26 protein-coding genes and 1 tRNA gene are annotated in these 21886 nt (G+C 67.6%); 10 read left to right on the top strand and 17 right to left on the bottom strand.

The features are described from left to right. Positions 1–224: 224 nt before the first annotated feature. Positions 225–1574 (bottom strand): MATE family efflux transporter, encoded by a 1350-nt coding sequence (locus ACFWTE_RS07185; RefSeq protein ID WP_378778441.1) that lies wholly within the window; start codon positions 1572–1574, stop codon positions 225–227. A 345-nt stretch (positions 1575–1919) separates the two neighbouring features. Here ACFWTE_RS07185 and dnaB point away from each other — a divergent pair, with 345 nt between their 5' ends. Continuing rightward, entirely contained in the window at positions 1920–3272 is a 1353-nt protein-coding gene (dnaB, locus tag ACFWTE_RS07180; RefSeq protein WP_378778440.1) for a replicative DNA helicase, read from the top strand. A 243-nt stretch (positions 3273–3515) separates the two neighbouring features. On the opposite strand, the gene ACFWTE_RS07175 is transcribed toward dnaB, so the two are convergent. The 6 genes from ACFWTE_RS07175 to upp form a co-directional block, all read right to left on the bottom strand. Further along, the gene (locus ACFWTE_RS07175) at positions 3516–5177 is read right to left on the bottom strand and encodes a TlrC/CarA/OleB/SrmB family ABC-F type ribosomal protection protein (protein WP_378778439.1); all 1662 of its coding nucleotides are present in this window, start codon (positions 5175–5177) and stop codon (positions 3516–3518) included. Between the two features lie 634 nt (positions 5178–5811). Further along, entirely contained in the window at positions 5812–6042 is a 231-nt protein-coding gene (locus ACFWTE_RS07170) for a hypothetical protein (RefSeq protein ID WP_378778438.1), read from the bottom strand. A gap of 374 nt (positions 6043–6416) precedes the next feature. Beyond that, a complete protein-coding gene (locus ACFWTE_RS07165) occupies positions 6417–6926 on the bottom strand; it encodes a PH domain-containing protein (protein WP_378778437.1) in 510 nt (169 codons plus the stop codon). An 18-nt stretch (positions 6927–6944) separates the two neighbouring features. Next, a complete protein-coding gene (locus ACFWTE_RS07160; RefSeq protein WP_170293704.1) occupies positions 6945–7109 on the bottom strand; it encodes a hypothetical protein in 165 nt (54 codons plus the stop codon). 316 nt (positions 7110–7425) lie between these two features. Beyond that, positions 7426–7659: a three-helix bundle dimerization domain-containing protein gene (locus tag ACFWTE_RS07155; RefSeq protein WP_378778436.1), complete on the bottom strand. Its 234-nt coding sequence runs from the start codon at positions 7657–7659 to the stop codon at positions 7426–7428. A 410-nt stretch (positions 7660–8069) separates the two neighbouring features. Next, a complete protein-coding gene (gene upp / locus ACFWTE_RS07150) occupies positions 8070–8723 on the bottom strand; it encodes a uracil phosphoribosyltransferase (protein WP_378778435.1) in 654 nt (217 codons plus the stop codon). A gap of 321 nt (positions 8724–9044) precedes the next feature. Between upp and ACFWTE_RS07145 the strand changes: the two genes are divergently transcribed. The 4 genes from ACFWTE_RS07145 to ACFWTE_RS07130 all read left to right on the top strand — a co-directional run bounded on the left by ACFWTE_RS07145 (position 9045) and on the right by ACFWTE_RS07130 (position 10736). Then, the gene (locus ACFWTE_RS07145; RefSeq protein ID WP_378778434.1) at positions 9045–9545 is read left to right on the top strand and encodes a tRNA adenosine deaminase-associated protein; all 501 of its coding nucleotides are present in this window, start codon (positions 9045–9047) and stop codon (positions 9543–9545) included. A gap of 42 nt (positions 9546–9587) precedes the next feature. After that, on the top strand, positions 9588–10076 hold the full coding sequence (locus ACFWTE_RS07140; RefSeq protein WP_378778433.1) for a tRNA adenosine deaminase-associated protein: 489 nt from the start codon (positions 9588–9590) through the stop codon (positions 10074–10076). A 1-nt stretch (position 10077) separates the two neighbouring features. Further along, positions 10078–10572 (top strand): tRNA adenosine(34) deaminase TadA, encoded by a 495-nt coding sequence (gene tadA, locus ACFWTE_RS07135; protein ID WP_378778432.1) that lies wholly within the window; start codon positions 10078–10080, stop codon positions 10570–10572. 79 nt (positions 10573–10651) lie between these two features. Further along, positions 10652–10736, top strand: a tRNA-Ser gene (locus ACFWTE_RS07130). A 153-nt stretch (positions 10737–10889) separates the two neighbouring features. Here ACFWTE_RS07130 and ACFWTE_RS07125 read toward each other — a convergent pair. From ACFWTE_RS07125 to ACFWTE_RS07115, 3 genes are read right to left on the bottom strand one after another with little or no spacing between them, the layout of a single operon-like run. Further along, entirely contained in the window at positions 10890–12095 is a 1206-nt protein-coding gene (locus tag ACFWTE_RS07125) for a tyrosine-type recombinase/integrase (RefSeq protein WP_378778431.1), read from the bottom strand. Between the two features lie 22 nt (positions 12096–12117). After that, positions 12118–12315 (bottom strand): helix-turn-helix transcriptional regulator, encoded by a 198-nt coding sequence (locus ACFWTE_RS07120; protein WP_378778429.1) that lies wholly within the window; start codon positions 12313–12315, stop codon positions 12118–12120. Then, a complete protein-coding gene (locus ACFWTE_RS07115) occupies positions 12312–13982 on the bottom strand; it encodes a replication initiator (RefSeq protein ID WP_378778428.1) in 1671 nt (556 codons plus the stop codon). Before ACFWTE_RS07115 ends, ACFWTE_RS07120 begins: the two co-directional genes overlap by 4 nt. Positions 13983–14017: 35 nt before the next feature. On the opposite strand from ACFWTE_RS07115, the gene ACFWTE_RS07110 reads away from it, so the two are divergent. Then, a complete protein-coding gene (locus ACFWTE_RS07110; protein WP_378778427.1) occupies positions 14018–14230 on the top strand; it encodes a hypothetical protein in 213 nt (70 codons plus the stop codon). 251 nt (positions 14231–14481) lie between these two features. On the opposite strand, the gene ACFWTE_RS07105 is transcribed toward ACFWTE_RS07110, so the two are convergent. From ACFWTE_RS07105 to ACFWTE_RS07095, 3 genes are all read right to left on the bottom strand, one after another. Then, on the bottom strand, positions 14482–15912 hold the full coding sequence (locus tag ACFWTE_RS07105) for a cell division protein FtsK (protein WP_378778426.1): 1431 nt from the start codon (positions 15910–15912) through the stop codon (positions 14482–14484). Continuing rightward, complete coding sequence (locus ACFWTE_RS07100; RefSeq protein ID WP_378778425.1) at positions 15909–16160, bottom strand: hypothetical protein; 252 nt, start codon at positions 16158–16160, stop codon at positions 15909–15911. Before ACFWTE_RS07100 ends, ACFWTE_RS07105 begins: the two co-directional genes overlap by 4 nt. A gap of 107 nt (positions 16161–16267) precedes the next feature. Then, positions 16268–16678, bottom strand: a complete 411-nt coding sequence (locus ACFWTE_RS07095) for a plasmid replication, integration and excision activator (RefSeq protein ID WP_378778424.1) — start codon at positions 16676–16678, stop codon at positions 16268–16270. 285 nt (positions 16679–16963) lie between these two features. Here ACFWTE_RS07095 and ACFWTE_RS07090 point away from each other — a divergent pair, with 285 nt between their 5' ends. The 3 genes from ACFWTE_RS07090 to ACFWTE_RS07080 are packed head-to-tail and all read left to right on the top strand — an operon-like array spanning position 16964 to position 18651. Next, the gene (locus ACFWTE_RS07090; protein ID WP_378778423.1) at positions 16964–17701 is read left to right on the top strand and encodes a DUF5919 domain-containing protein; all 738 of its coding nucleotides are present in this window, start codon (positions 16964–16966) and stop codon (positions 17699–17701) included. A 16-nt stretch (positions 17702–17717) separates the two neighbouring features. Then, on the top strand, positions 17718–18173 hold the full coding sequence (locus ACFWTE_RS07085) for a Clp protease N-terminal domain-containing protein (protein WP_378778421.1): 456 nt from the start codon (positions 17718–17720) through the stop codon (positions 18171–18173). Positions 18174–18177: 4 nt separating this feature from the next. Further along, complete coding sequence (locus ACFWTE_RS07080; RefSeq protein WP_378778420.1) at positions 18178–18651, top strand: NUDIX hydrolase; 474 nt, start codon at positions 18178–18180, stop codon at positions 18649–18651. Between the two features lie 4 nt (positions 18652–18655). Here the strand turns inward: ACFWTE_RS07080 and ACFWTE_RS07075 are convergent, their stop codons facing one another. The 3 genes from ACFWTE_RS07075 to ACFWTE_RS07065 all read right to left on the bottom strand — a co-directional run bounded on the left by ACFWTE_RS07075 (position 18656) and on the right by ACFWTE_RS07065 (position 20188). After that, entirely contained in the window at positions 18656–19168 is a 513-nt protein-coding gene (locus ACFWTE_RS07075; protein ID WP_378778459.1) for an HD domain-containing protein, read from the bottom strand. A 49-nt stretch (positions 19169–19217) separates the two neighbouring features. After that, complete coding sequence (locus tag ACFWTE_RS07070; RefSeq protein WP_378778419.1) at positions 19218–19703, bottom strand: GntR family transcriptional regulator; 486 nt, start codon at positions 19701–19703, stop codon at positions 19218–19220. Positions 19704–19909: 206 nt separating this feature from the next. Continuing rightward, complete coding sequence (locus ACFWTE_RS07065) at positions 19910–20188, bottom strand: hypothetical protein (protein ID WP_378778418.1); 279 nt, start codon at positions 20186–20188, stop codon at positions 19910–19912. A 429-nt stretch (positions 20189–20617) separates the two neighbouring features. Between ACFWTE_RS07065 and ACFWTE_RS07060 the strand changes: the two genes are divergently transcribed. Next, the gene (locus ACFWTE_RS07060) at positions 20618–21364 is read left to right on the top strand and encodes an XRE family transcriptional regulator (RefSeq protein WP_378778417.1); all 747 of its coding nucleotides are present in this window, start codon (positions 20618–20620) and stop codon (positions 21362–21364) included. A gap of 64 nt (positions 21365–21428) precedes the next feature. Here ACFWTE_RS07060 and ACFWTE_RS07055 read toward each other — a convergent pair. After that, on the bottom strand, positions 21429–21886 hold a 458-nt coding region (locus tag ACFWTE_RS07055), incomplete at its 5' end, for a hypothetical protein (RefSeq protein ID WP_378778416.1).

Here is a 21886-nt window from a genome sequence, read left to right as displayed (position 1 = left end):
TGGGCGGATGATCGGGCCCCGGAGCCCGCCGTCCCACCGCCAGGTCGACATGGTGACAGGCCGACACGGTGACAGGTCGACGTGTCCACAGGCCGACTTGGAGAGGGGTCGACGTGTCCACAGGTGGACATGTCCACCTGTGGACCGGCCCGGACGTTCGGGTGGCCCCCGGCCGGGATCCGGCCCGCGTTCCGCCAGAGCCGTGCTCCGCGGGGGTCGGCCCGTTACGGTCTCGTCGCTCCGGTGACCAGCCAGGCCGTGCCCCGCGCCCGCGCACCCAGGGTGAGCGCTCGGGCGAGGATCCACACCGTGAACGCGATCCACAGCCCCACCAGCCCCCACAGGGAGTTCTCCGCCAGCCGGGGGATCACCAGGGCGCACGGCACGAACGCCGCCATCGTCCACAGTGACGCCCATGCCAGGTAGCGCTGGTCCCCCGCCCCCATCAACACGCCGTCCAGGACCATGGTCACGCCGCTCAGCGGCTGCATCAGGGCGACCACCACCAGTGTGGCCGTGATGAGGGCACGGACCTCGGGGTCGGACGTGAAGGGGACCGGCGCCCACGGCAACACCACAAACACCAGCGCCATGAACAGCACACCCAGCATCACCCCCCACTCCACCATGCGGCGAGTGGCGTCCTTCGTGCCACGCACGTCCCCCGCGCCCAGATAACGCCCCACGATGGACTGCCCGGCGATGGCGATCGCGTCCATCGCGAACACCAGCAGGGCCCAGATGTTGTAGCTCACCTGGTGCGCGGCGATCGACTCGTCGCCGAGACGCGCCGCCACCGCGGTGGTCATCAGCGCGACAACCCGCATCGACACACTGCGCAGGAACAGAGCGAACCCCGCCGAAGCGGAGGAGCGCAGCCCCGCCGCCGTCGGTGCGAGGGAGACCCCCTCGCGCCGCGCGGCGCGGACGATCGCCGCCACGTACCAGAACGCCCCCGCGCCCTGGGCGAGCACCGTCGACCAGGCCGAGCCCGCGATGCCCCAGTCCAGGGCGAGCACGAACACCACGCACAGCGCCGCGTTGCCGGCGTAGGAGGCGACCGCGACCACCAGCGGAGTACGAGCGTCCTGAAGCCCCCGGAGCACACCGGTGCCCGCCATGACGACCAGCAGGAAGGGAGTGCTGAGCAGGCTGATCCTGAGGTACGTCAGCGCGTAGGGCGCGATCTCGGGAGAGGCGCCCAACAGGTCCACCATCAGCGGGCCCAGCGGCCAGCCGATCGCGATGGCCGCGACGCCCAGCAGGATCGCGAGCCACAGCCCGTCCACGCCGTCCCGGATGCCGCCCGCGACGTCGCCCGCCCCGAACCGGCGGGAGACCGCAGCCGTGGTGCCGTACGCCAGGAAGACGCAGACGGCCACCAGGGTCAGGAGGACCTGCCCGGCCACACCCAGCCCTCCCAGCGCCTGCGTGCCCAGGGTGCCGACGACCGCGGCGTCGGTGAGCAGGAACAGGGGCTCGCTGATGAGAGCGAAGAACGTGGGGACCGCCAGGGCGAAGATCTCGCGGTCGTGGCGGTGCCGGAAGGGGGCGGCCGAGAGAAGTTTTGGCATGACCAAGCCACAATATCGGACACGCGTTCTACGCGGATGTGGAGTTGTCCACACCCGCCCGAGTGCCTGTGGATAACCTGTGGAAACACTCCCTGTGAGGCATCTTGCACGACCCGTCTGCGTGCAGTGTTTTCGCAGCTCAATGCCCCTGTGTAGGGGTCGTTCCAAAGTTATCCACAGGTGATGTGCACAACTTGTTTTCGGAATGCCCCGCAGTAGCGGGAGATGGTGGTAGAAGGCGCCGTCCACAGGCGCCGCCCGCGGCGTCCCCAGGGCTCGCGATGGGGCATCCTGGGAGGGTCGGCCTGTTCGGGTGGGCGGAGTACGGTCCTGGGGAGAGCGTTCGTGAGTGTCGCTGAGCAGCCACCTGAAGAAGGCGGATACGAGCGCACCCCACCCCACGACATCCAGGCCGAACAGAGCGTGCTCGGCGGCATGCTCCTCTCCAAGGACGCCATCACCCAGGTCGTCGAGATCATCCGCTCCGCGGACTTCTACCGCCCCGCGCACCAGATCATCTACGACAGCGTCGTCGACCTCTTCTCACGCGGCGAGCCCGTGGACACCATCTCGGTCAACGCTGAGCTGACCAAGCGCGGCGAGGCCACCCGCGTCGGTGGCGCCCTCTACCTCCACACCCTCACCGGGGCCATCCCGACCGCCGCCAACGCCGGCTACTACGCCAAGATCGTCTCCGACCGCGCTGTCCTGCGCCGCCTCGTCGAGGTCGGTACCCGCATCGCGCAGATCGGTTACGCGGGCGACGGCGAGGTGGACGACCTCGTCGACCACGCACAGGCGGAGATCTACAAGGTCGCGGAGAAGCGGACCGGCGAGGACTACGTCGTCCTCGCCGACATCATGCCGGGCGCCCTCGACGAGATCGAGGCGATCGGCGCCCGCGACGGCACCCTGACCGGCGTGCCCACCGGCTTCGCCGACTTCGACGCACTCACCAACGGCCTCCACCCCGGCCAGATGATCATCATCGCCGCCCGCCCGGCGGTCGGAAAATCCACCCTGGCCCTGGACTTCGCGCGCGCGGCCTCCATCAAGAACGACATGGCCTCGGTCTTCTTCAGCCTGGAGATGGGCCGGAACGAGATCGTCATGCGCCTGCTGTCGGCGGAGGCCCGCGTGCCCCTGCACACCATGCGCTCGGGCCTGATGACCGACGAGGACTGGGCCCGGCTCGCCCGGCGCATGGGCGAGGTGGCCAACGCGCCCCTGTTCATCGACGACTCCCCCAACATGTCGATGATGGAGATCCGGGCCAAGTGCCGGAGGCTCAAGCAGCAGCACGACCTCAAACTGGTGATCGTCGACTACCTCCAGCTGATGAGCTCGCCCGGCCGGGTGGAGAGCCGCCAGCAGGAGGTCTCGGAGATGTCCCGGTCCCTCAAGCTCCTCGCCAAGGAGTTGGAGGTCCCCGTCGTGGCGCTCTCCCAGCTGAACCGTGGTCCCGAGCAGCGCACGGACAAACGGCCACAGGTCTCCGACCTGCGCGAGTCCGGCTCGATCGAACAAGATGCCGATATGGTCATCCTGCTCTACCGCGAGGACGTGCACGACAAGGAGTCCCCGCGGGCGGGTGAGGCCGACATCATCGTGGCCAAGCACCGCAACGGCCCCACGGCGGACGTGACCGTGGCCTTCCAGGGGCACTACAGCCGTTTTGTCGACATGGCGCCCGGATAGGACGCCGCGTCCGCGACGGACAGGCGGGAACCTGGGGAGGCCCCCGTACCCAGGTTCCAGACGCCCGCGGCGCCCTCCGGGGCGGTGCGCACGGGCAGTTCCCAGAGGTCTCCGGGGCTGCTCGCCGGGCTGGGTCGGCGGCTGCCCGACGAGCCCGCCGCACCGCGACGAGCCCCGCATATCGGACAGTTTCTTTAGGGATTTATGGTCAAGCCGATTTGTCGACAAAGAGTCAGGCCGGACTCACTCGGACTCGCGGGCGATCATCCCCTCCCTCAGCTCCACGTGCCGGCCGGCGAACCTTCCACGCATCGTCCGATCGTGCGTGACGATCACCAGAGCCCCGGTGAAGTGCGACAACGCCTCCTCCAACTCCTCCACGAGACCGGGGGAGAGGTGGTTGGTCGGCTCGTCCAGCAGCAGGAGTTCGTGCATGCCGGACGTCAGCCGGGCCACCTCGATCCGTCGGCGCTGACCGACCGAGAGCGACCCCACCGCCTGGTCCAGCTCCTTCGGCCGGAACAGCCCGAGCGACGCCAACTCGTCCCGGTACTCCTCCGCCGACCCGGGCCGGTCGGCCGCGTAGGCCTGGAGCGCGGTCTGCTCCGAGGGGACCACCCCGTCCTCCTGCCGTAGGAAGCCGACCCTCTCCGGTATGGACACCCGACCGGAGTCGGGGGCCAGCTCCCCGGAGAGGACCCGCAGGAGCGTCGTCTTCCCGGCCCCGTTGGGTCCGGTGACCAGGACGCGCTCCCCCGGTGCCAGGCCCAGGACCGGAACGTCGAGCCGGTGGTCGACCCTCACCCTCTCCAGTTCGGCGACCGGCTGTGCATCGGCCTCCTCGGCCGGGGACCCCGCGAACTCGGCGGTCGTCCGGAGGGGGGCCGGCGGCGGCGCCACCGGGTTCCCGGTCAGCCGCTCCACCCTCTCCTTGGCATTGCGGATGCGGCCCATGGCGCCGTGCGCGCGACCGCGCATCCTGAACGCCCCGTGCCCGAACGCGGCCTTGTCCATCTTGCGCGGGATGGCCTGTAGCGCGGCGACGCTGTTGTCCGCCAGCTGCCGCTGCCTGGCCAGGTCGGTCCTCCAGTCCTCGTACTCGCGGATCCACCGGGCCCGCGCCGCCGCCTTCGCGGTCAGGAACCCGTCGTACCCGTTGCCGTACCTGTGGATCCGGCGCAGGTCGTGGTCGACTTCGAGCACGGTGTCGGTCACCCCGGACAGGAAGGCCCGGTCGTGGGTGACGGCGACCACCGTGCCGCGGTGGCGGCGGAGCCGGTCCTCCAACCAGGCGACCGCGCGGTCGTCCAGGTCGTTGGTGGGCTCGTCCAGAAGGAGCAGTTCGGGTGAGGCCGCCAGCATCGCGGCCAGCGCCAGCCGTGAGCGCTCTCCACCGGAGAGCGTGCGCAGCGGGCGGTCGCGTTCCAGCCCGGGGAGCCCCAGGCCGTGCAGCCCTGCTTCCACACGGGCGTCGGCGTCGTAGCCGTCCCGCGCCTCGAACTCGGAGAGCAGGTCGCCGTAGGCGTCCAGGCCCTCCGCCGTGGCGGAGCCGAGGACGGCCTCGGCCCGGTGCAGGCGCTGCTCCAGGTCGCGCAGGTCGGCCAGGGCGGAGTCGATCACGTCTCCCGCGGTGCCGGTCCGCACCCCGACCCGCTCCAGGGTCTGGGGCAGGTAGCCGACGCCGCCGGGGGCCCTGACGGTGAGTTCCCCGTTGTCGGGTTGCTCCTCGCCCGCCAGCAGGCGCAGCAGGGTGCTCTTGCCCGATCCGTTGTCCCCGATGACACCGACACGCTCACCCGGGCTGATGGTGAGGGTGACACGGTCGAGGACGGTGTGGTCGTCATAGCGCTTGGTGATCTCGGTGAGGACGAGCTGTGAATGTGCTCGAAGTGCGGCGGTAGGCATGGGCGCGCCTTTTGATCTGTGGTGCGGTCTGGTGGGACGGGACCGCGGATCGCCGGAGGAGCGTGCGTTCGGCGTGGTTTCGGACAGAGCCTGCCCGGTGCGGGCAGGGCTCCGGTGTGGCCGGAACGCTGAGGCTTCCCTGGGTCGACCGCGGTGCGGCGACGCCGACGGAGCTGCGCGGCGCTGAGGGCGCGACATGGTGTCGCCGCTGGACAGCGGGCACGATGGTGCTCGGACGCCGACGTGGGGCGCGGGACTACAGGAAGATGTACAGCCTCATAGGTAAGACGGTACGTCTCGTTTTGATTCGCGTCAAGGCGATTCAGAATGAGACGGGCGTCACTCTCAGTCGATACTTGACGGCCTATATAAGGACAACCAGATCCCGATTAATTGCCAAACCGATTTATCGACAAAGCGAGAACGGCTCCGCTTCGGGGCTGCCGGAGGGGTCCGGGAACGCGAGGAGGGGCCGCCCTGGGGCGGCCCCTCCTCGTCACTCACTCGTTCTGAACTCCCGGAGTCATGGGCGTCTGGTGGAGCGCCGCGCGCCCGGCCCCGTGTGCCGGGGCTTCGGGGCAAGCCGAGCGCCCCCCGCTTCGGGGCGGGGGGCGCTCGGCGCTCGCGTGTGTTGCTACAGCCAGCGTGCCTCTGGGCGGGACCGACCGTTGTCGTCGGTGACCAGCACCCAGTGCATGATCGGGTGTCCGGAGGCGATGGCGTCGGCGTCCTCGCGCGGCTGCGGGACGTGCACGGGCTCGGGCGAAAGGCCGGAGAGGCGGCGGGTCGCAGCCGTGGGGCGAATGTGCCGACGGGGCGTCGCGGAGCGAGTGGGTTGTGGTGCACGGTCTGTCCTGCGCGCCATGGGCCCTCCTCGTTTCCGTATCAGATGATCCGAGTTAACCCTATGTTCACCTTCATGTCAATTCGATTGGCTTGCGAGGGTTCGCACTCGGGGGTAATGACGCCGGGTCGCGTACTTGGAGGCATCCTTCCCCGGAGCATGTCCGCCCACGCAGGTGCGGGGCGGGCCGGTCTTCCAAGGGCTGGTCGGCCAGGGTGCGGGGCAGGGAAGTGTGACCCCGAAGCAAGGTGAACAGAAGGTGAACGAGGGGCGAATCGGGCGATCGTCGGCCCGTCTGACCGGGGCGGCGGCTCCGGGAGGGCGCCGCCGACACGCCGAAGGGCACCCGCCCCTCGGCGGATGCCCCCATGACACTGGTCGAGACCTGCGGCGGCTCACTCCTTGAAGATGAGCCCCACGACCTCCAGATAGAGCTGTTCGGGGTACGGGATGAAGGCGATCTTGCTCAGCGCCTGATCCTGACCCGCGGACTCCATCACGAAGGTGCCGTAGCCGAGGAAGCGGCCCAGCAGGGTCCGCTCGAACCTCATGTCCGTGACCTTGCCCAGCGGCATCATGTTGACCTGTCGGGTGATCAGCCCCGTGGTCAGCAGGAGGCGCGCCGACGTGATGACGAAGTAGTCCACGGACCACTCCGCGACCTGCCAGACGAACCACACCAGGACCAGCAGCCACAGCCACCAGATGATCGCCAGTGCCGCGGTGTTGTCCGCGATCTGGGTGTTGCTGAGGATCCCCGCGACGATCAACGCACCGAGGACTGCCCCGACCGGCCCGATGAGGATCGCGGGGTGCCGACGAATGGTCACGACGTCCTGCTCGTGTGGCAGGAGGTAGCGGTTGACCGACGCCGGAGCGCTGTTACTCGACGCTACGAGGCGCATGGCACCCGACCATCCCCACTACGGCAGTAGTGCGTTGACGAAGCGGGACATCGACTCCGCACCACCCATCAGGCCGCCCAACGCACTCTGGATCACCCCAGCGGCGCTTTCAGGTTGCGTGAGCAGATAAAACGCCACGAAACCGATGAGAGCGTAGCCGCCCCATTTCTTCAACTTCGCCACGACTGACTCCCCTTGGAATCCACCTGACCCACCAACCCAGCAGTGATTGTTCCATTCACAATGATGCCCGTAAAGCCTGGGGCGCACCCTCGGCGTGGCGGTATGTCTGGCGTACCGCTCTTGCGGGCTGTGTCCGGTTCCGGTGGTGTTGGTGGACCTGTGTTCGGTGGACCGGAATGCGGTCCAGGTCCGACGCAGGTCAGGGCATCGGCTGCGGTCGGATGGGCAAGGAAGGCGGCTTCTCCGGCCCCGGTTGTGTCCCCACTGGGAGCGGGAGACGGTCGGACCGAAACCCGTCGTCCGTCCTGACCGATCCCTAGCGCTGTTCGGCGAAGGCCAGGGCGAGCACCTGGAGGTGCTGGCGGGCGATCCGCTCGACGAGATCGGGCGTGGCCCGGCCGGTGACGTCCTCGGCACCGTGTCTGGCGGCGTCGACGCACCGGGTGACGGTGGAGTCGTGGTGGACACCGGAGAACTCCGTGGACAGTCGGTCGACGACGGGGCCGAAGCGGGAGTGGCGGTCGGTCGAGGGAGAGGGGTTCTCGGGCATCTCACTCCTTGAGGGACGTGGGGAGGATGTCGCAGCGTGTGCGGTCGGGGGCTTTGGGTAGTCGACGGAGGGTTGCCTGAACGCCTTGTGGGAAGCGGGTGAGGGTGTCGGCGTCAACGGACCCGGACCATACAGGTCGATTTCGGTCCGGCTGGTCTCCCCGGTTATGGGTGATCAGGAACCATGATCACGCTTATCTGTTACGTTCCAATCTCGAAATGAATTCGGCTAATGCAGCGACGTGTCGATGCTCGACCGGTTGTGCACCGCCACCTGGCCGGACACACCTGCCTGCGGGGTCAATGCCCGATTTTCGGGCGTTCATTCGCCCGGCGGCCAAAAGAGCCGAAAAAGCGCCCAACCGGTGATCCGGTTGGGCGCTGAGGCTCCTGGGGCCGTGAGGGGGCGGGTCAGGCGCAGCCGTACAGGCGATCGCCGGCGTCACCCAGACCCGGGAGGATGAACCCGTTCTCGTCCAGGCGCTCGTCCACCGCCGCGGTCACCACGCGCAGGGTCGCGCCGTGGTCCGGGGCGAGGGTTTCGGCCAGCTTCTGCTCCACCGCGACCAACCCCTCGGGGGCGGCGAGCAGGCAGAGGGCGGTGATGTGGTCCGCGCCCCGGTCCACCAGGAGCTTGAGCGCGGCGGCCAGGGTGCCGCCGGTCGCCAGCATCGGGTCCAGCACGTAGCACTGGCGGCCGGACAGGTCCTGCGGCAGCCGGTCGGCGTAGGTGGCCGGCTGGAGCGTGTTCTCGTCACGGGCCATGCCCAGGAAGCCGACCTCGGCGGTCGGGAGCAGGCGGGTCATCCCGTCCAGCATGCCCAGTCCGGCGCGAAGGATCGGGACGACGAGGGGGGTCGGGCGCGTCAGCTGTGTTCCGGTGGTCTCCACGAGAGGAGTCCTGATAGTGACGTCGGTCACTCGTACGTCCCGGGTCGCCTCGTAGGCGAGCAGGGTGACCAACTCGTCGGTCAGGCGCCGGAAGGTCGGTGAGTCGGTCCGCACGTCGCGCAGGGTGGTCAGTTTGTGCGCGACCAGGGGATGGTCGACGACCAGGGTTTCCAAGGCGTTCTCCGGGTGAGCTGGGATAACGGGACGATGGCTGGGGATGGGGGCCCGCCCGAGTCTAACCGCGCGTACCACCCGGAACAGGGCGGCCCGGATCCGCGCCGGTCGCACGGTGGCCCCGCGGGAGGCGACGGCCGTCCCGGTGCCGTCCGGGTGGAACCCCTGAGGCGGCAGCGCGCACCCGGTTCTCATGAGAGCGTGGTCCGGACTGACACGGGCCGAGGGAGACGGCGGAGCGGGAGTGATCGTTACCATTGCACTCGCACGGGCGCGGGCCTCCCTCGTCCGCACCGATACACCGGCCGGGCTGGGGTGACGATGACAGTACTCGATCATGGTGACGACGACTCGGGCGACTTCGCAGCGGTCGCGTACAGGGAAGAGGAGTACTGGGATGTCGATCTCCTCCCCGTGACGCTGACGCACGACCTGAAGGGCCTGATCCACGCACTGCGCCAACAACCGAGCATCAGCGGCTCCCTGGGGCTGGTCTCGGTCGGCGACGACTTCTTCATCATCGTGCGGGTCTACGGCGAGGACGTCTCCCTCTTCCTCTCCGACGTGACCGCGTCGGTGGACTGGCAGGTGGCCCGGGACGTCCTCGACTACCTGGACATCGACCTCCCCGATGACGACGACCTCGACCAGGTGCTCCCCGCCGGCGATCTGTCCGTCGTCGCCGATCTCGGCCTGGACGAGATGGAGCTCGGCGCCCTGGCGGGCGATCTCGACCTCTACCCCGACGAGGTACTGGCCAGCGTGTCCGAACGCCTCGGATTCGCGCAGTCCTTCCAGCGTGTCCTGGACGGGATGGGGTAAGGGACCCCTGGAAAAACCACCTGGAGAACAGGAGGGCACGCGGTGTCGACCTTCGCAGCTGTCTTCACTCCCAACGGGAAGACGTGGCGGGGAACCGAGGTCGAACTCGGGGACGTGGACGTCATCGACGACGTCACCGACCTGATGCTCGATTTCGCGGCAGAGCGGGGCAGTGACAGGGCGCTCCTCCTGGTGGAGGCCGACGACGAGTGGTTCGCCGTCGTGCGCGCCGCCGACGACGGCGGGGAGCCGCGCGTGTACCTCTCCGACGCCCGCGTCGTCCACGACCACCCCTTGGCCTCCGTCCTCTCCGAAGCGGGGGCCCTCGGCGCCCCGCAGCCCTCCGAGAGTGCGGGCGCCCGCCCCAACCCGGCGCCTGCCGGAGACGGCGACCTGATCACCGACCTGGGTGTGACCGGCGACGAGCTGCGCTCGCTGTCGGTCGGCGGCGGGGTCCTGCCCGCCGACGTCCTCGCTGTCGTGGCCGAGCGGGCCGGATTCGGCGAACTCCTCGATGCCATGAGGCTGTGACGTGAGGGACCGCGGGGTCCTCGACGCCGCGCTCCGGACAGCGGTGGCCGAGGCGGAGCTCGCCCTGGCGACGGATGACGTGCCTGTGGGCGCGATCGTCCTGGACGCCGACGGCAAGGTCCTGGGGTCGGGGCACAACGAGCGCGAGGCGACGGGTGACCCCACGGCGCACGCCGAGGTGCTCGCCCTGCGGGCAGCCGCCCGCGCCCGCGGCGAGTGGCGCCTGAGCGGTTGCACCCTGGTCGTCACCCTCGAACCCTGCGTGATGTGTGCCGGCGCGACGGTGCTCTCGCGCGTGGACCGGTTGGTCTACGGCGCTCGGGACGCCAAGGCCGGCGCGGTGGGGTCGGTGTGGGACGTGGTCCGCGACCCCCGGCTCAACCACCGCCCCGAGGTGGTGCCGCCCGACCTAATCGGCGCGGACGTCGCCGCGAGGTGCGCCGAGCTCCTCACCGAGTTCTTCCGGCGACGCCGTGAGGGCGGGGGTCCCCGCTGACCTGCGCCGCCCCCGGCGGCCGGAGCCGTTTCGGCAATCCGGTTCTCCGCACAGCGGGGTATCCGGTAGAGTTGCTCGCGGTGGAGTCGCCTAGTGGCCGATGGCGCCCGCCTCGAAAGCGGGTAAGGGGCAACCCTTCGAGGGTTCAAATCCCTCCTCCACCGCACGAGGCCGACGTTCACGCAGGTGAGCGTAGGGCCGGTAGAGGTAGCGATGGCCGGTTGATCCGGGCCGGTGCACATATGGTGCACACGGTCGGAGAGACCGGCCTTTCGCGTTCCCGGGGTTTGATCCCCGAGGAAGCTCCGTCAGGATCCTTACGCAGCGGCGGCGAGAGCCTTCACGCGGGCCGCGTCCATCGCGTCGGCGACCTCGTCCAGGCGGTCGGGGAACAGGTGTCCGTACCGGTCGAGGGTCATCGTGGCGGTCGCGTGCCCGAGCATGGCTTGCACGACCTTGACGTCCGCGCCGGCGGCGATGGCCAGGGACGCGGCGGTGTGCCGGAGCTTGTGCGGTGTCAGCCCGGTTCCGTCGAGCCTGGCGCCCTGCACCGCCTTGTCGAACTCCCGCCGACGCCAGTTGCGCAGCCGCAGCGGGGTCCCGCGCCGGGTGGCGAAGACGAGCGCGTCATCGGGTCGCCCCTCCACGAGGGGGAGGAGTTCGGCCCGCAGCGACGGGGGGATCGGAACGGTGCGGCTCTTGCCCGTCTTGGGGGTCTGCTCCACGAGCTTGCCCTCCACCTCGGCGAACGCGGTCGTGATCCGGATGCGTCGCCCTTTCAGGTCCACCCTCCCCACGCGCAGTGCGGCGGCCTCGTTGAAGCGCAGGCCCGTGTAGGCCAGCAGGAGGATCAGCGGCCGGTTGATCAGCGCGCCCGCCGCCACCTGGTCGTAGGAGGTCCGCAGGGACGCGGAGGCGTTGGCGAGCGCTTCGACCTGGTGGTGGTTCAGGTACACGTGTTCGGCCTCGGAGGGCTTCGGGAGCGGTACACCCTTGGCCGGGTTGAAGGGGATGCGCCGGGGCACGCACCAGCCCAGGACCATGGACAGGACGCTGTGCACGTGCCTGGTCTGGGAGGCCCCGAGGTTGGCGCCGCCCTCTTCACGCGGCCTCTGCATCTCCGCGATCCAGACGGCGATGTCCTCGGAGTGGATGGCTGAGAGCGGGAGGTCGCCCCAACGGGAGAGAAGGTAGAGGTCGAGGAGGCCCCGGTACTTCCACCACGTGGACCGCTTGATGTCCGTCCGGGTGATCAGCCACTTCTCGGCCATCTTCCCGAACGTCGTCCGGCCGTCGTTGGGGTCGCGGTAGACGCCCTCATGGAGACTTGCCTCTATGTCGCTTTGGCGCTTCTCGGCGTCCGGCTTCTTCTTGTAGGTCCCGGCGCTCCTGAGCTTGCCGGACGGGTCGTAGTAGCGGACCAGCCACCGGGCGGGCGGGGTGCGCTTAGCGGTCCTGGCCTTCTTCACGGCCTCGTTGTAGCTCTTGTCCTTGGTGCGGTCGTAGACCCAGGCGCGAGCCATGGGGGTTCCTTCCTGTCCGTGGTTACTGGGAGCTGACCCACGCGTGGACCTCAGCGGGCACGTAGCGCACGTAGCGGCCCACGCGGTGGGAGGGAGGCCCGTCGCCCTTGTAGCGCCACTCATAGAGGGTCTTGGGCGGGATGCGGAGGTAGGCGGCGGTCTCGGTGACCGACCACAGGCCCGGTTCGGGGCGGGGGAGGGGGACAGTGGGTGTGGTCATGCGGCCCTCGTCTCGTCGGTTGCCGAAGGGGCGGTCTGGCGTGCGGCGGCGAGTTGGGCCCGGCGTCTGAGGGCTTCACCGACAGCTCGGAGCAGGCGTCGTTCCCGTGGTGGCACGTCGGGGTCGGTGGGTCTGGCGAGTTCCCACTCGAAGGAGCCCGAAGACATCGACAGGGGCGGGGGAGCGGGGTTGTCCTCGTCGCCCTGGTCCTCGTTGGCGGGGTCGATGCCGAGGGTGTTGAGGACCCAGGTGAGGCGGTCGGCTTTGTGGTCGGCGAGGGTCTTGCCGGACCACTTTCGGGAGACCAGGACGCGGCGTCCGGCGTAGCCCAGGTGTTCGCGGCGGTGGGCTTTGGAGCGGCAGAACCCGGGGCGCAGTCCCGGCTTGGGCTGGTCGGGTTGGATGCCGTAGCGCAGCCAGTTGGAGCAGCGGGGAGAGCAGGGCTCGTACCGGAGGGTTTCCATGAGCCGGTCCATGTGCTGTTCCTGCCGGACGGTTTCGGCGGCGTGGCAGTCCGCGATGTCTTTGGTCAGGTACTTGGCCAGGTAGCGCACGCACCGGGCGGCGTCCTCGGTCCCGGCAACGACCCCCTTGGCGTCCACCTGCTTGCCGAAGCGGACCACGTGGAAGGGCTCAGGGTCGGGTTCGGCGTCGATCTCGTCCAACGCCTCGTCCCAAGTGGGCAGGACTTCGCCCGTGGTGGGGTCGAGGTAGGTTCCGGCGTCGGTGTCCCAGAGGGGGATGTGGTCGCCCTCGTAGTGGACGGTGTCGGCGGCCGGCCACCAGACCTGGTGGTAGGTCGCGGCGGCGATCTGGCGGAGTTCGGCCCGGGGCAGGGTGCCGCGGGTGGCCATGTGCAGGTGTGGGGCGAGGCGTCGTTGGGGTTCGACGGCGGCGAAGTACTGGACGTCGAAACCGGCGACCCGGCGCAGGTTCTGCACGAACCGGTCCACGAGCTTGGAGAAGTGCAGGGTGTCCCGGGCGGCCCGCCGGTAGTCGTAGGTGGAGAAGTCGACCGGGGTGCCGTCCGAGCGCACTCGCCCGTAGGAGTCGAGCGTGAGGGTGATGAACAGGGAGGGTCGGAACACCTTCTCGGAGTCGGGATCGGTGAAGGCCCGCCCGACCGTCTTCCTCGTCATGGGTCGCTTGGGCAGGTCCGGGGCGTCTTGGCGGCGTTTGGTGGAGCGGACCCGGCGCGACCCGGAGGTGGCCGGGGAGTCGGCGGAGCGGGTGACCGAGCCGCGTAGGCCGGAGGCGGTGATGTCCTCGTCCAGTCCGGCTATGGCCGCGTCCAGGGATGCCAGGTCCTCAGCCGAAGCCGTTCCGGTGGAGGCGAGCCGGTCCCGTGCGGCGGTGACCACGGCCCGCTGTTCCTCGGTGGGCGGGTCGGGTTCCACGACGGGTTCGGTGGCCAGGTGCCAGCCCTCTTCACACTGGGTCCGCCGCAGCGACCTCTTACGCCGAGCACAAGCAGGGCATCGCGATTCCAGCGTGGACCCGCACGGAACGTCGATCACCTCCGTGGCACCAGTGGCGATGTTCGTGCGTCGGAGGGACACGGGACGGATGCACACGCCGTGATCGGCGGCGACCTGTTCGGCCACCTCACGCGCCAGGGGTTGCGCAAGCCGTTCGGCACGGGTGGACTTACCGGTAGGCGTCGGCATCACCCACCCCCTCGAACGACGAAGGCAGAGATCAAATGCAACCGTGGTTGGTGCCGTTCCTGCTCGTAACGACTTCGCTCAACCTGATCACGTCGGTACTGACGCTCAGCCACGGCCAGGTGATGACGAGTCTGATTTCCGTGTTCAACACCCTCTTCTTCGGGTTGTTCTTGGTCGGGGCATGGCAGGAAGCGAAGCAGCGCAAACGTCAGTCCACCTCGTCCACAGAGGAAAGACCCGCCCCGTAGCCCGTTGTCGGCACAACTGAACCCACCCACAGAGCAGGAGTCCCCCACCCCATGCAGCCGCAGCCACCGCGCCCGTGGTCTCTTCTCGCCCCTATCGGAGCGGTCGTGTACGGAGCCACGTACCTTGTGATCGACCCGGATATGGGTGCTTTTCTGGTCTTCCTCGCATGGGATGTGCTCATCTCTGGATTGCTCTGGCTGTGGATAAGCATCCGTGTGTATCGCAAGCAGCGACGCTTGTACCGTGATCATCAGGGCACCTCTTCTACCGAGGAGGCACCCGGCTCGTAGGTGTTGGCCATGGCGGTGATGTCGTCGTCGGAGACGTAGGCTGCGCGGACACGGACCGGGGCGGGAGAGGTCTCCATCCGGACGTAGGCGACGCCGGGAAGGCTGGGGTCGATCAGGTGGGCGTTGCCGCCACGGTCCCGAGCGCCTTCCCCCAGGATCATGTCCACCTGGGATGCCTCGTCCAGGCGCAGCGCGACCTTGTCGGGGAAGAGGTTGCGCAGGTTCATCACCTCCTTGCGCGGGTCCTGAAGTGCGGCCAGCACCCCGAAGCCGACCGAACGTCCCTGAGAGGTCAGGGTGGCGATGGCGTTCTCGGCGCGGCGGCGCACGTCACGGTCAGGGTGGTAGGCGGTCAGGAACGCGACTTCGTCGATGACCACCAAGACGAAGGGGTCCTTCCTGCTCGGCACGTGGGAGCGCTGCTTGCCCGCGTAGCGCCGGGCCCGTTCCTGCATGTCGGACACGGCCAGTTCGAGCACCGCCACCGCAGATTCGCCGTCATCGGCGTACTGGGAGAACAACGACCGGCCGTAGGACAGCTCCATGCGCTTGGGGTCCAGCGCCCACACCTGCGCGGTCCGGTCCGCGATCGCGGGAAGCATCGCCCGCACGGCCGACCAGATCACCGACCCCTTCCCGGCACCGGTCACTCCGGCCGCGAGCACGTGGGTGCCGTGCAGGCGCAGCAGCCAGGGCGAGCCGTCTTCTCGGTGGCCGATGGGCAACGCGGTCAGGTCCGCAGTGTCGGGGACATCGAGGGCGTCCAGGGGTTCGGCCAAGGTGTCGTGTCGGGGGAACTCCAACGTGATCCTGCGAGGTCCGTCCACCACTACCCGGCAGGAGGGAGCCTGGAAGCCGTGCGCGAGTTCGGCCACGCGGGTCTCGAAGTCGGTCGGGGAGGTTCCGGCGACCAGGGTGACGCGTACGCGGTCGGCCCACTCCGAGCACGTGACACGACGGATGCGGGGCAGGTAGCGACGCTCCTGGTAGGACTGCGCAAGTCCGGAGATGACCAAGACGGGTTGCCAGTGGCGCCGGTAGACGAACACATGCCGCCACCAGGCGAGCAGACGGAGCGCCACCCAGGTGCGGTAGGAGTCCGGCCAAGCGCGCCACCACACCAGGGAGACCACGGCAGCCAGACCCCACAGGGTGGCCAGGCCGGGCCAGTCGAACCACCACCAGGCCCCGGCCGAGGAGGCCAGGCAGGCGACCATGATCGGGAAGCGGAACGGCAACGTGACCAGGAACCGGACCAGCCGCCAGATCCAGGAGCCCAGGACGACGATCCCGGGGGTTTCCACGATCGGGGTCGTCCACCGCACCCCGTGGGCGGGAGTGGGCAGGGTCGGAGAGGACTGGGCGGAGCCCACCTTGGACTGAGCCATCACCGACCACCCCTGTTCTGGTCCTCGATGCGGGCCAGGAGCCGGTCACGGTCGGAGCGAGCACGGGAGGCGATCGTCGCGGCAGTCGGGTTCTCGTCCCGGCGGGCCAGGGTCGCGAACACGCGCGCCTTGAAGTCGAAGAAGTCCGCGCGTTCGGTGTCGGTGGCGGGCGGGGGGTTGGTCGCATCCAGCAGCAGGCGGACCAGTTCCGGGCCGCTCAGGCCGGACAGGTCGCGGGGGTAATCGGACATACTGAAGACACCTCTTCACGAAGCTTTCGCAGGGTTCGCGTGGGGGTTCACAGGGGCGGCTCGGTGTTGGCGCACCAGGCCGCCCCGCTTTCACATCTGGGACAGGGTCAGGCGGCTTCCTTGGCCGCAGGAGCGCGACGACCACCAGCAGCGCCGCCGGGGGCCTTTACACCGCGTGCCCGCAGCGAGTACGCCACCCGGGGGCGTCGGCCGTTGTCGTCGACGTAGGGCATGACCGCCATGGACTCGAACTCGATCGGGCGAAACGGCAGCCCCGGGACCTCGTCCGGCAGGGTGGGGCACACCTGGGCGGCGACCTTGACCTTCACCGACTTGGCCTTCCCTCGGGCTTCGGGGTCGGCGTCGATCACGTCCACCGCCCACAGCGGCAGGCCCGAGTCCTTGTCCATCTGCGGACGCTTGGTCTCGAAGTCGGTGATCGCTTCCACTCCGAGCGCGAACGCCCCGTGTGGGAAGACCACGGCGAACGCCACCGGCAACGCACCCTGAATAGCCATCTGACCAGTCCTTTCTCGTTATTCGTGCAGTTCAGGCCCCTGGTGTGATCAGCGCAGGATCATCCGAACCAGGAATCGAGACATGTATAGCATGTATCTAAGTTGGTTGTCAGTAGTAGCCGGAGGCACCGTCTGGGGTTCGTCGGGTTCGCTGGTTCCCCCAACTGCGGGAACGGTTACTACCATCCACCGCAGGGCCGGGACGAGATCACTACATGGCTGGACGTGTTCAGGACGTCTCGATAATGTGAGCGCGTCCCCAGACATCCTGCGAACCTGAGGTACATGCCGAACGAGAGGTTGCGAGCCGCGCTGCTCCAGCGGGGGGCCACCCCGGCCGATGTGGCCGACGAGGTCGGCGTGGACGCCAAGAGCGTGGAGCGCTGGATCACGCAGGGGCGTACCCCCTACCGTCGTCACCGCTACGCGGTCGCGGCTTTCCTGGGCGTGGAGGAGACCTACATCTGGCCGGAAGCGCTCAGCCCGGACCAGAGCAAGGCCGCTTCACAGAGCGAGATCGTCCAGGTCTACCCGCACCGGTGGAGCGTTCCGCCGGAGTTGTGGAAGCGCGTCTTCGAAAGCGCCCAGCAGGAGATCTCGATCCTGGTCTTCAGCGGGTTCTTCCTGGCGGACGACCCCAGCATGATCAAGCTGCTGGCGGACAAGGCCAGGGCCGGCGTGCGGGTGCGCTTCCTGCTGGGAGACCCCAAGAGCGAAGCGGTCGCCCAGCGGGGCAGGGACGAGGGCATAGACGGCCTTCTGGCGTCCAAGATCCAGAACGTGATCCTGCTGTACCGGTCGCTGCGCGCCGTGGAGGGCACGGAGTTCCGCCTGCACGGGACGACCCTGTACAACTCGCTCTACCGCGCCGATGACCAGCTGATCGTCAACACGCACGTGTACGGCGCGATGGCCTCGGAGGCCCCGGTCTTCCACCTGCGCAAGGTCCCCGGCGGGACCCTGTTCGGCACCTACCTGGAGAGCTACGAGAAGGTCTGGCAACTGGCCACCCCACTCAACTGATCTAGGAGCGACGACCATGTTCGAGCGGTTCACCGAACAGGCGAAACACGTGCTTGTTCTGTCCCAAGAAGAGGCCGTTGGACTCAAGCGCAACCACATCGACACCGAGCACGTGTTGCTCGGGCTACTGAAGCAGGGGACGGGCATAGCGGCCGGTGTCCTGGGAAGCATGGGCGTGGGCTATGAGACCGTCCTAGCCCAGGTGGTCAGAACCGGCGGCCGAGGAAGATGGGGTTTCCGGAACCACCTACCCTTTACCCGGGCAACCAAGAAGTCCCTGGAACAGTCCCTGTATGAGTCCTTGCAGGTCCGACACAACTTTATTGACACGGAGCACGTGTTGCTCGGATTGCTCCACAAGGACCATGGCGCAGCGCTTCCCCTGCTTCGCGACCTCGGCGCTCCCCCCGAGCTGATCCGTGAGCAGGTGAACCAGGTATGGGCCGACCTATCGCAGTACATCCGGGAGTAGGCCCATGGGTAAGCGGATTGACTACTACGACGACCCCGAGGCCCCGGCGGCGAACAGCCTCGTCCCCTCAGTGAACGTGTTCGTCGTCAACGAGCGCGACGAAGTCCTGATGATCCGCCGCACCGACAACGACAACTGGGCGGTACCCGGGGGCGCGTTGGACCTGGGCGAGTCCGTTCCCGAGGCCGCGGTTCGGGAGACGCTGGAGGAGACCGGGATCCACTGCGAGATCACCGGCACCATCGGCATCTACAGCGACCCGAAGCACATCATCTACTACACGAGCGATGGCGAGGCCCGGCAAGAGTTCTCGCTCGTGTTCGCGGCACGTCCGCTTTCGGGTGAGCCCACGCCGAGCGACGAGTCCAGGGAAGTCGTCTGGGTGCCCAAGAACGAGCTGACCGGCTACCGGATGGACCGGTCCATGCGGCTGCGCGTCGAGCACTTCCTTGCCGAAGGCCCGACTCACATCGGGTGAGGGGTCAGCGAACCTCGGCCAAGCGCCCTTGCATGGACCGCACCGACCTCGTCAGCATCGGTGAGGAGCGGGTGATGGAGCGGTGGACCAGGTCCGCAGGGGCGTAGCGCTCCAAGATCTCCGAGAGCCGGCGCTCTACCGGCAGGTGTGTGCCGTCCGGGCCGGTGGTCATGTCCGAGTAGGTGAGGGCGTCCAGCAGGTCATCCGGTGGGGCGGCGAACTCGTCCTTGAGCAGAGCCAGCAGTCCGCGTTCCTCGGCTTCCACCACGGCGCAGGAGTGATAGGCGACCAGGGAGACCAGGGATTCGTCTGCCGCTTGGACGTGGCGCAGGTACCGGGCCCCGTCGAGCGGGTGAAAGCCCGTCGTCGCCAGTTCCGGTGAGTATCCGATGTCGTGCAGCCAGGCCGAGGCTTCGACCAGGTCGCCATCATCGGCGAGTACCGGGCGCAGAGAGCGCGCCTGTTCGGCTACCCCCTGGGAGTGAGCCCAGCGACGGGGAAGCGGCCCTTCGAGCAGTTCTCGCGCGAGATCCCGCGCCCAGTGAACATGTCCCACATGTACCAGGCTAGCCGGTGGGTGTTTCCGGTCCTTGGACGAACCGGCCCTTGCCGTGGATAGCGACGACAAGACCGGTCCCCTCCAGCTCGGAGAGGGCTTGACGGGCCGTTCCCCGGGACACGTCGTACTGGCGAACGAGGGCAGCCTCGCTGGGCAGGGTGTCCCCGGGGGCAAGGTCACCGCTGGCGATCCTCTCCCTTAGTTCAGCGGCGATGCGCCGGTACTGGGAGGGAGGAGGCCCGTCGCCGGGTGCGCTTTCTCGCTCCTGGGCGGTGCATACGACGCGGCCGGTCCCCGGAAGGGCCTTGATCAGCCGCTCCGACTCCAGTTCGGCCAGGGCCCGGCGCACGGTGGTGCGAGCGACGCCGAACTCCTTGCCGAGGGCAGCCTCGGAGGGGAGCGCGTCACCCGGAGCCAGGTCCTCGCTGGTGATGCGCGAGCGCAGGGCATCCGCGATCTGGTGGTACGTCCCCCAAGGGGTGCGCGGACTCAAGCGTGTTCCTCCGAAGCGAGCTCGCAAAGCGCAAGATGGTTTGTTGCACGAACTCTAACCAGTGTGTAACTCAAAGCTCATGGACGCCCACTGATGCCGGCCAGACCCGTGGGCCCTCTCTCAAGGTCGATACCAGCGGACGCCCGAACCGCAGTGCCAGCGCCAGGGCCGATGCTCGAAGCCGGCGGCCGGACTGCGGTCGGTCCTCACCCCTCCAAAGGACCGTCTTGGGGGACCTTTGCTCGGAATCCGGTCTCGCTCACCTGCTCTTGCGGCCGGCCGGAGTTACCGATGGCGCTGGGTGGGTGCACGAGTTGGTGGACGAAGGCTTCCACGTCTTCCTCGATCAACGTGGGCGCGTGTGTGCACTCGTGTTCTCGGGTGGTCGCCACCCACAGCCCGCCGTTGCGGCGGATCGTCCACTCCCGCGCGAACTGACGTTGGAGAAGGAGCAGCAGCGTCGTGGGGCGTTCCTCAGCCGTCATGCCGCCGTCACCTCTGTGCGAGAGATTTCCAGCAGCAGTTCCAGTCCAAGCCAGGATTGGTCAACCAGTTCCACCACGCGATGCCTCTCGGCATGCAGGACGTACGGACGGACGACACAGGCCAAGGGCGCGACGGGGTGAGCCGGAGGGGACGGGGTGAACGGCAGTGGCTTGCGCGGTTCAGTCCGCACGGCCCGCAGTGTCGTAAGCCTTCGCATCCGACGGCGTGGGATCAGGTTCCGCATGGTCACCCCTGTTCAGGTCGGGTGGAGCTCGCGGCGGGATCGCAGGATGCGCCGGAGCCCTCTTACATGCGGAAACGATGCTCTGAGTGAGCGGACATGTGTACCGCGTATCGGACAGCTTGAGGGACGTCTAGGGACGTCTTCTGTTATCGTCGGGTTCCCGTACCCCCCGGAGGGCACCGACGTGAACGTTGCACTGCGCAAGGCACTGGCCGCGTCCCAACTCACCGAGACCGACGTGGCCGCACATCTCGGCGTGGACCCCAAGACCGTCCGCCGCTGGCTTTCCGGCCAACGCCCCTACCCCCGGCACCGTTGGGCGTTGGCCGACCTACTCAGGTCCGACGAGGAAGACCTCTGGCCGGAGCAGAGCCAGACAACCGAAGACAGTCCCCCAATGTCCGAACACGCCCACCGTGTCTACGCGCACCGCTGGCAGGTGCCCCGAGAGGTCTGGTTCGACCTGTTCAGTGAAGCGGAACAGGAGATCGGCATCCTGGTCTACAGCGGCCTGTTCCTAGCCGACGACGCGGGCATTCTGGAACTCCTGGGAGCGCGAGCCCGAGAGGGCGTGAACGTACGCATACTGCTCGGAGACCCAAAGTCCCAGCCGGTAAAGCAACGCGGGCAAGACGAGCAGATTGGAGACACCCTGGCCGCGAGGGTGAGCAACGCGCTACTGCTGTTCCGAACACTCCTGGACATCGGCGGCGTCGAGATCCGTACACACTCAACTGTTCTTTACAGCTCGATTTACCTCACCGATAGTAAGATTCTCGCGAATCAGCATATCTATGGGTTTCCTGCGGGTAGATCCCCAGTATTTGAAGTCAATCGAACGGCGTCACCCAATATCGCAAATGTCTACGCGTGGAGCTTTGAAAAAGTTTGGCGTGAAGCATCCCCCTTTTCTAGACAAGTCGAAACCTAGCCCACCCGTGCCACTGGGATCACCAAAAATCGACCAACAGAATTTGAGCGAGGCAGATGATCAATTATTCGTTATATCTGTCGAAAATATCCATCGCAATATCGCGAGCCCCGAGTGCCACTCGGTGTGCATTTATTCCAGTCATCGAAAAGAATATAGAAGATGCGGCAGCTAGAGTAGCACCACCAATGGAGGCGACTAGGATCGGCAGGAAAAGGATAGTCATCACAACAGAGTAGGCATACCAGCCGAGCTCTTCTCTTTGCACCTCACGACTAACTAGTAAGACAACCCCTTGCTCTTCAGTAAACGGCTGCCAGAATCCCTGCCTTGCGGCAAATTCAGAATTCACCTGGGCGGCGACAATGGCGGCAATATTTTCGAATGCGGGGGACGGTGATGCCTGCGCCGAATCGACAGCCGAGTCAACACCAATGAGCTTACTCTGGCGTGTGTTAAGAACAGCGAAGTGCAAGTAATTTTGATCGAAAAACGCAGGGGGCAGCGATCTCTGCACAGACC

This window comes from Nocardiopsis sp. NPDC058631 (assembly GCF_042716955.1).
Taxonomy (GTDB): domain Bacteria; phylum Actinomycetota; class Actinomycetes; order Streptosporangiales; family Streptosporangiaceae; genus Nocardiopsis.
This window is presented reverse-complemented; position numbering and strand designations above follow the sequence as displayed.

Bases quoted from the DNA above. Each gene is read 5' to 3' on its own strand.
- ACFWTE_RS07185 (WP_378778441.1), bottom strand. From the start codon at position 1,574: ATGCCAAAACTTCTCTCGGCCGCCCCCTTCCGGCACCGCCACGACCGC.
- ACFWTE_RS07175 (WP_378778439.1), bottom strand. From the start codon at position 5,177: ATGCCTACCGCCGCACTTCGAGCACATTCACAGCTCGTCCTCACCGAG.
- ACFWTE_RS07170 (WP_378778438.1), bottom strand. From the start codon at position 6,042: ATGGCGCGCAGGACAGACCGTGCACCACAACCCACTCGCTCCGCGACG.
- ACFWTE_RS07165 (WP_378778437.1), bottom strand. From the start codon at position 6,926: ATGCGCCTCGTAGCGTCGAGTAACAGCGCTCCGGCGTCGGTCAACCGC.
- ACFWTE_RS07155 (WP_378778436.1), bottom strand. From the start codon at position 7,659: ATGCCCGAGAACCCCTCTCCCTCGACCGACCGCCACTCCCGCTTCGGC.
- ACFWTE_RS07145 (WP_378778434.1), top strand. From the start codon at position 9,045: ATGACAGTACTCGATCATGGTGACGACGACTCGGGCGACTTCGCAGCG.
- ACFWTE_RS07125 (WP_378778431.1), bottom strand. From the start codon at position 12,095: ATGGCTCGCGCCTGGGTCTACGACCGCACCAAGGACAAGAGCTACAAC.
- ACFWTE_RS07120 (WP_378778429.1), bottom strand. From the start codon at position 12,315: ATGACCACACCCACTGTCCCCCTCCCCCGCCCCGAACCGGGCCTGTGG.
- ACFWTE_RS07115 (WP_378778428.1), bottom strand. From the start codon at position 13,982: ATGCCGACGCCTACCGGTAAGTCCACCCGTGCCGAACGGCTTGCGCAA.
- ACFWTE_RS07110 (WP_378778427.1), top strand. From the start codon at position 14,018: ATGCAACCGTGGTTGGTGCCGTTCCTGCTCGTAACGACTTCGCTCAAC.
- ACFWTE_RS07100 (WP_378778425.1), bottom strand. From the start codon at position 16,160: ATGTCCGATTACCCCCGCGACCTGTCCGGCCTGAGCGGCCCGGAACTG.
- ACFWTE_RS07095 (WP_378778424.1), bottom strand. From the start codon at position 16,678: ATGGCTATTCAGGGTGCGTTGCCGGTGGCGTTCGCCGTGGTCTTCCCA.
- ACFWTE_RS07090 (WP_378778423.1), top strand. From the start codon at position 16,964: ATGCCGAACGAGAGGTTGCGAGCCGCGCTGCTCCAGCGGGGGGCCACC.
- ACFWTE_RS07085 (WP_378778421.1), top strand. From the start codon at position 17,718: ATGTTCGAGCGGTTCACCGAACAGGCGAAACACGTGCTTGTTCTGTCC.
- ACFWTE_RS07080 (WP_378778420.1), top strand. From the start codon at position 18,178: ATGGGTAAGCGGATTGACTACTACGACGACCCCGAGGCCCCGGCGGCG.
- ACFWTE_RS07065 (WP_378778418.1), bottom strand. From the start codon at position 20,188: ATGACGGCTGAGGAACGCCCCACGACGCTGCTGCTCCTTCTCCAACGT.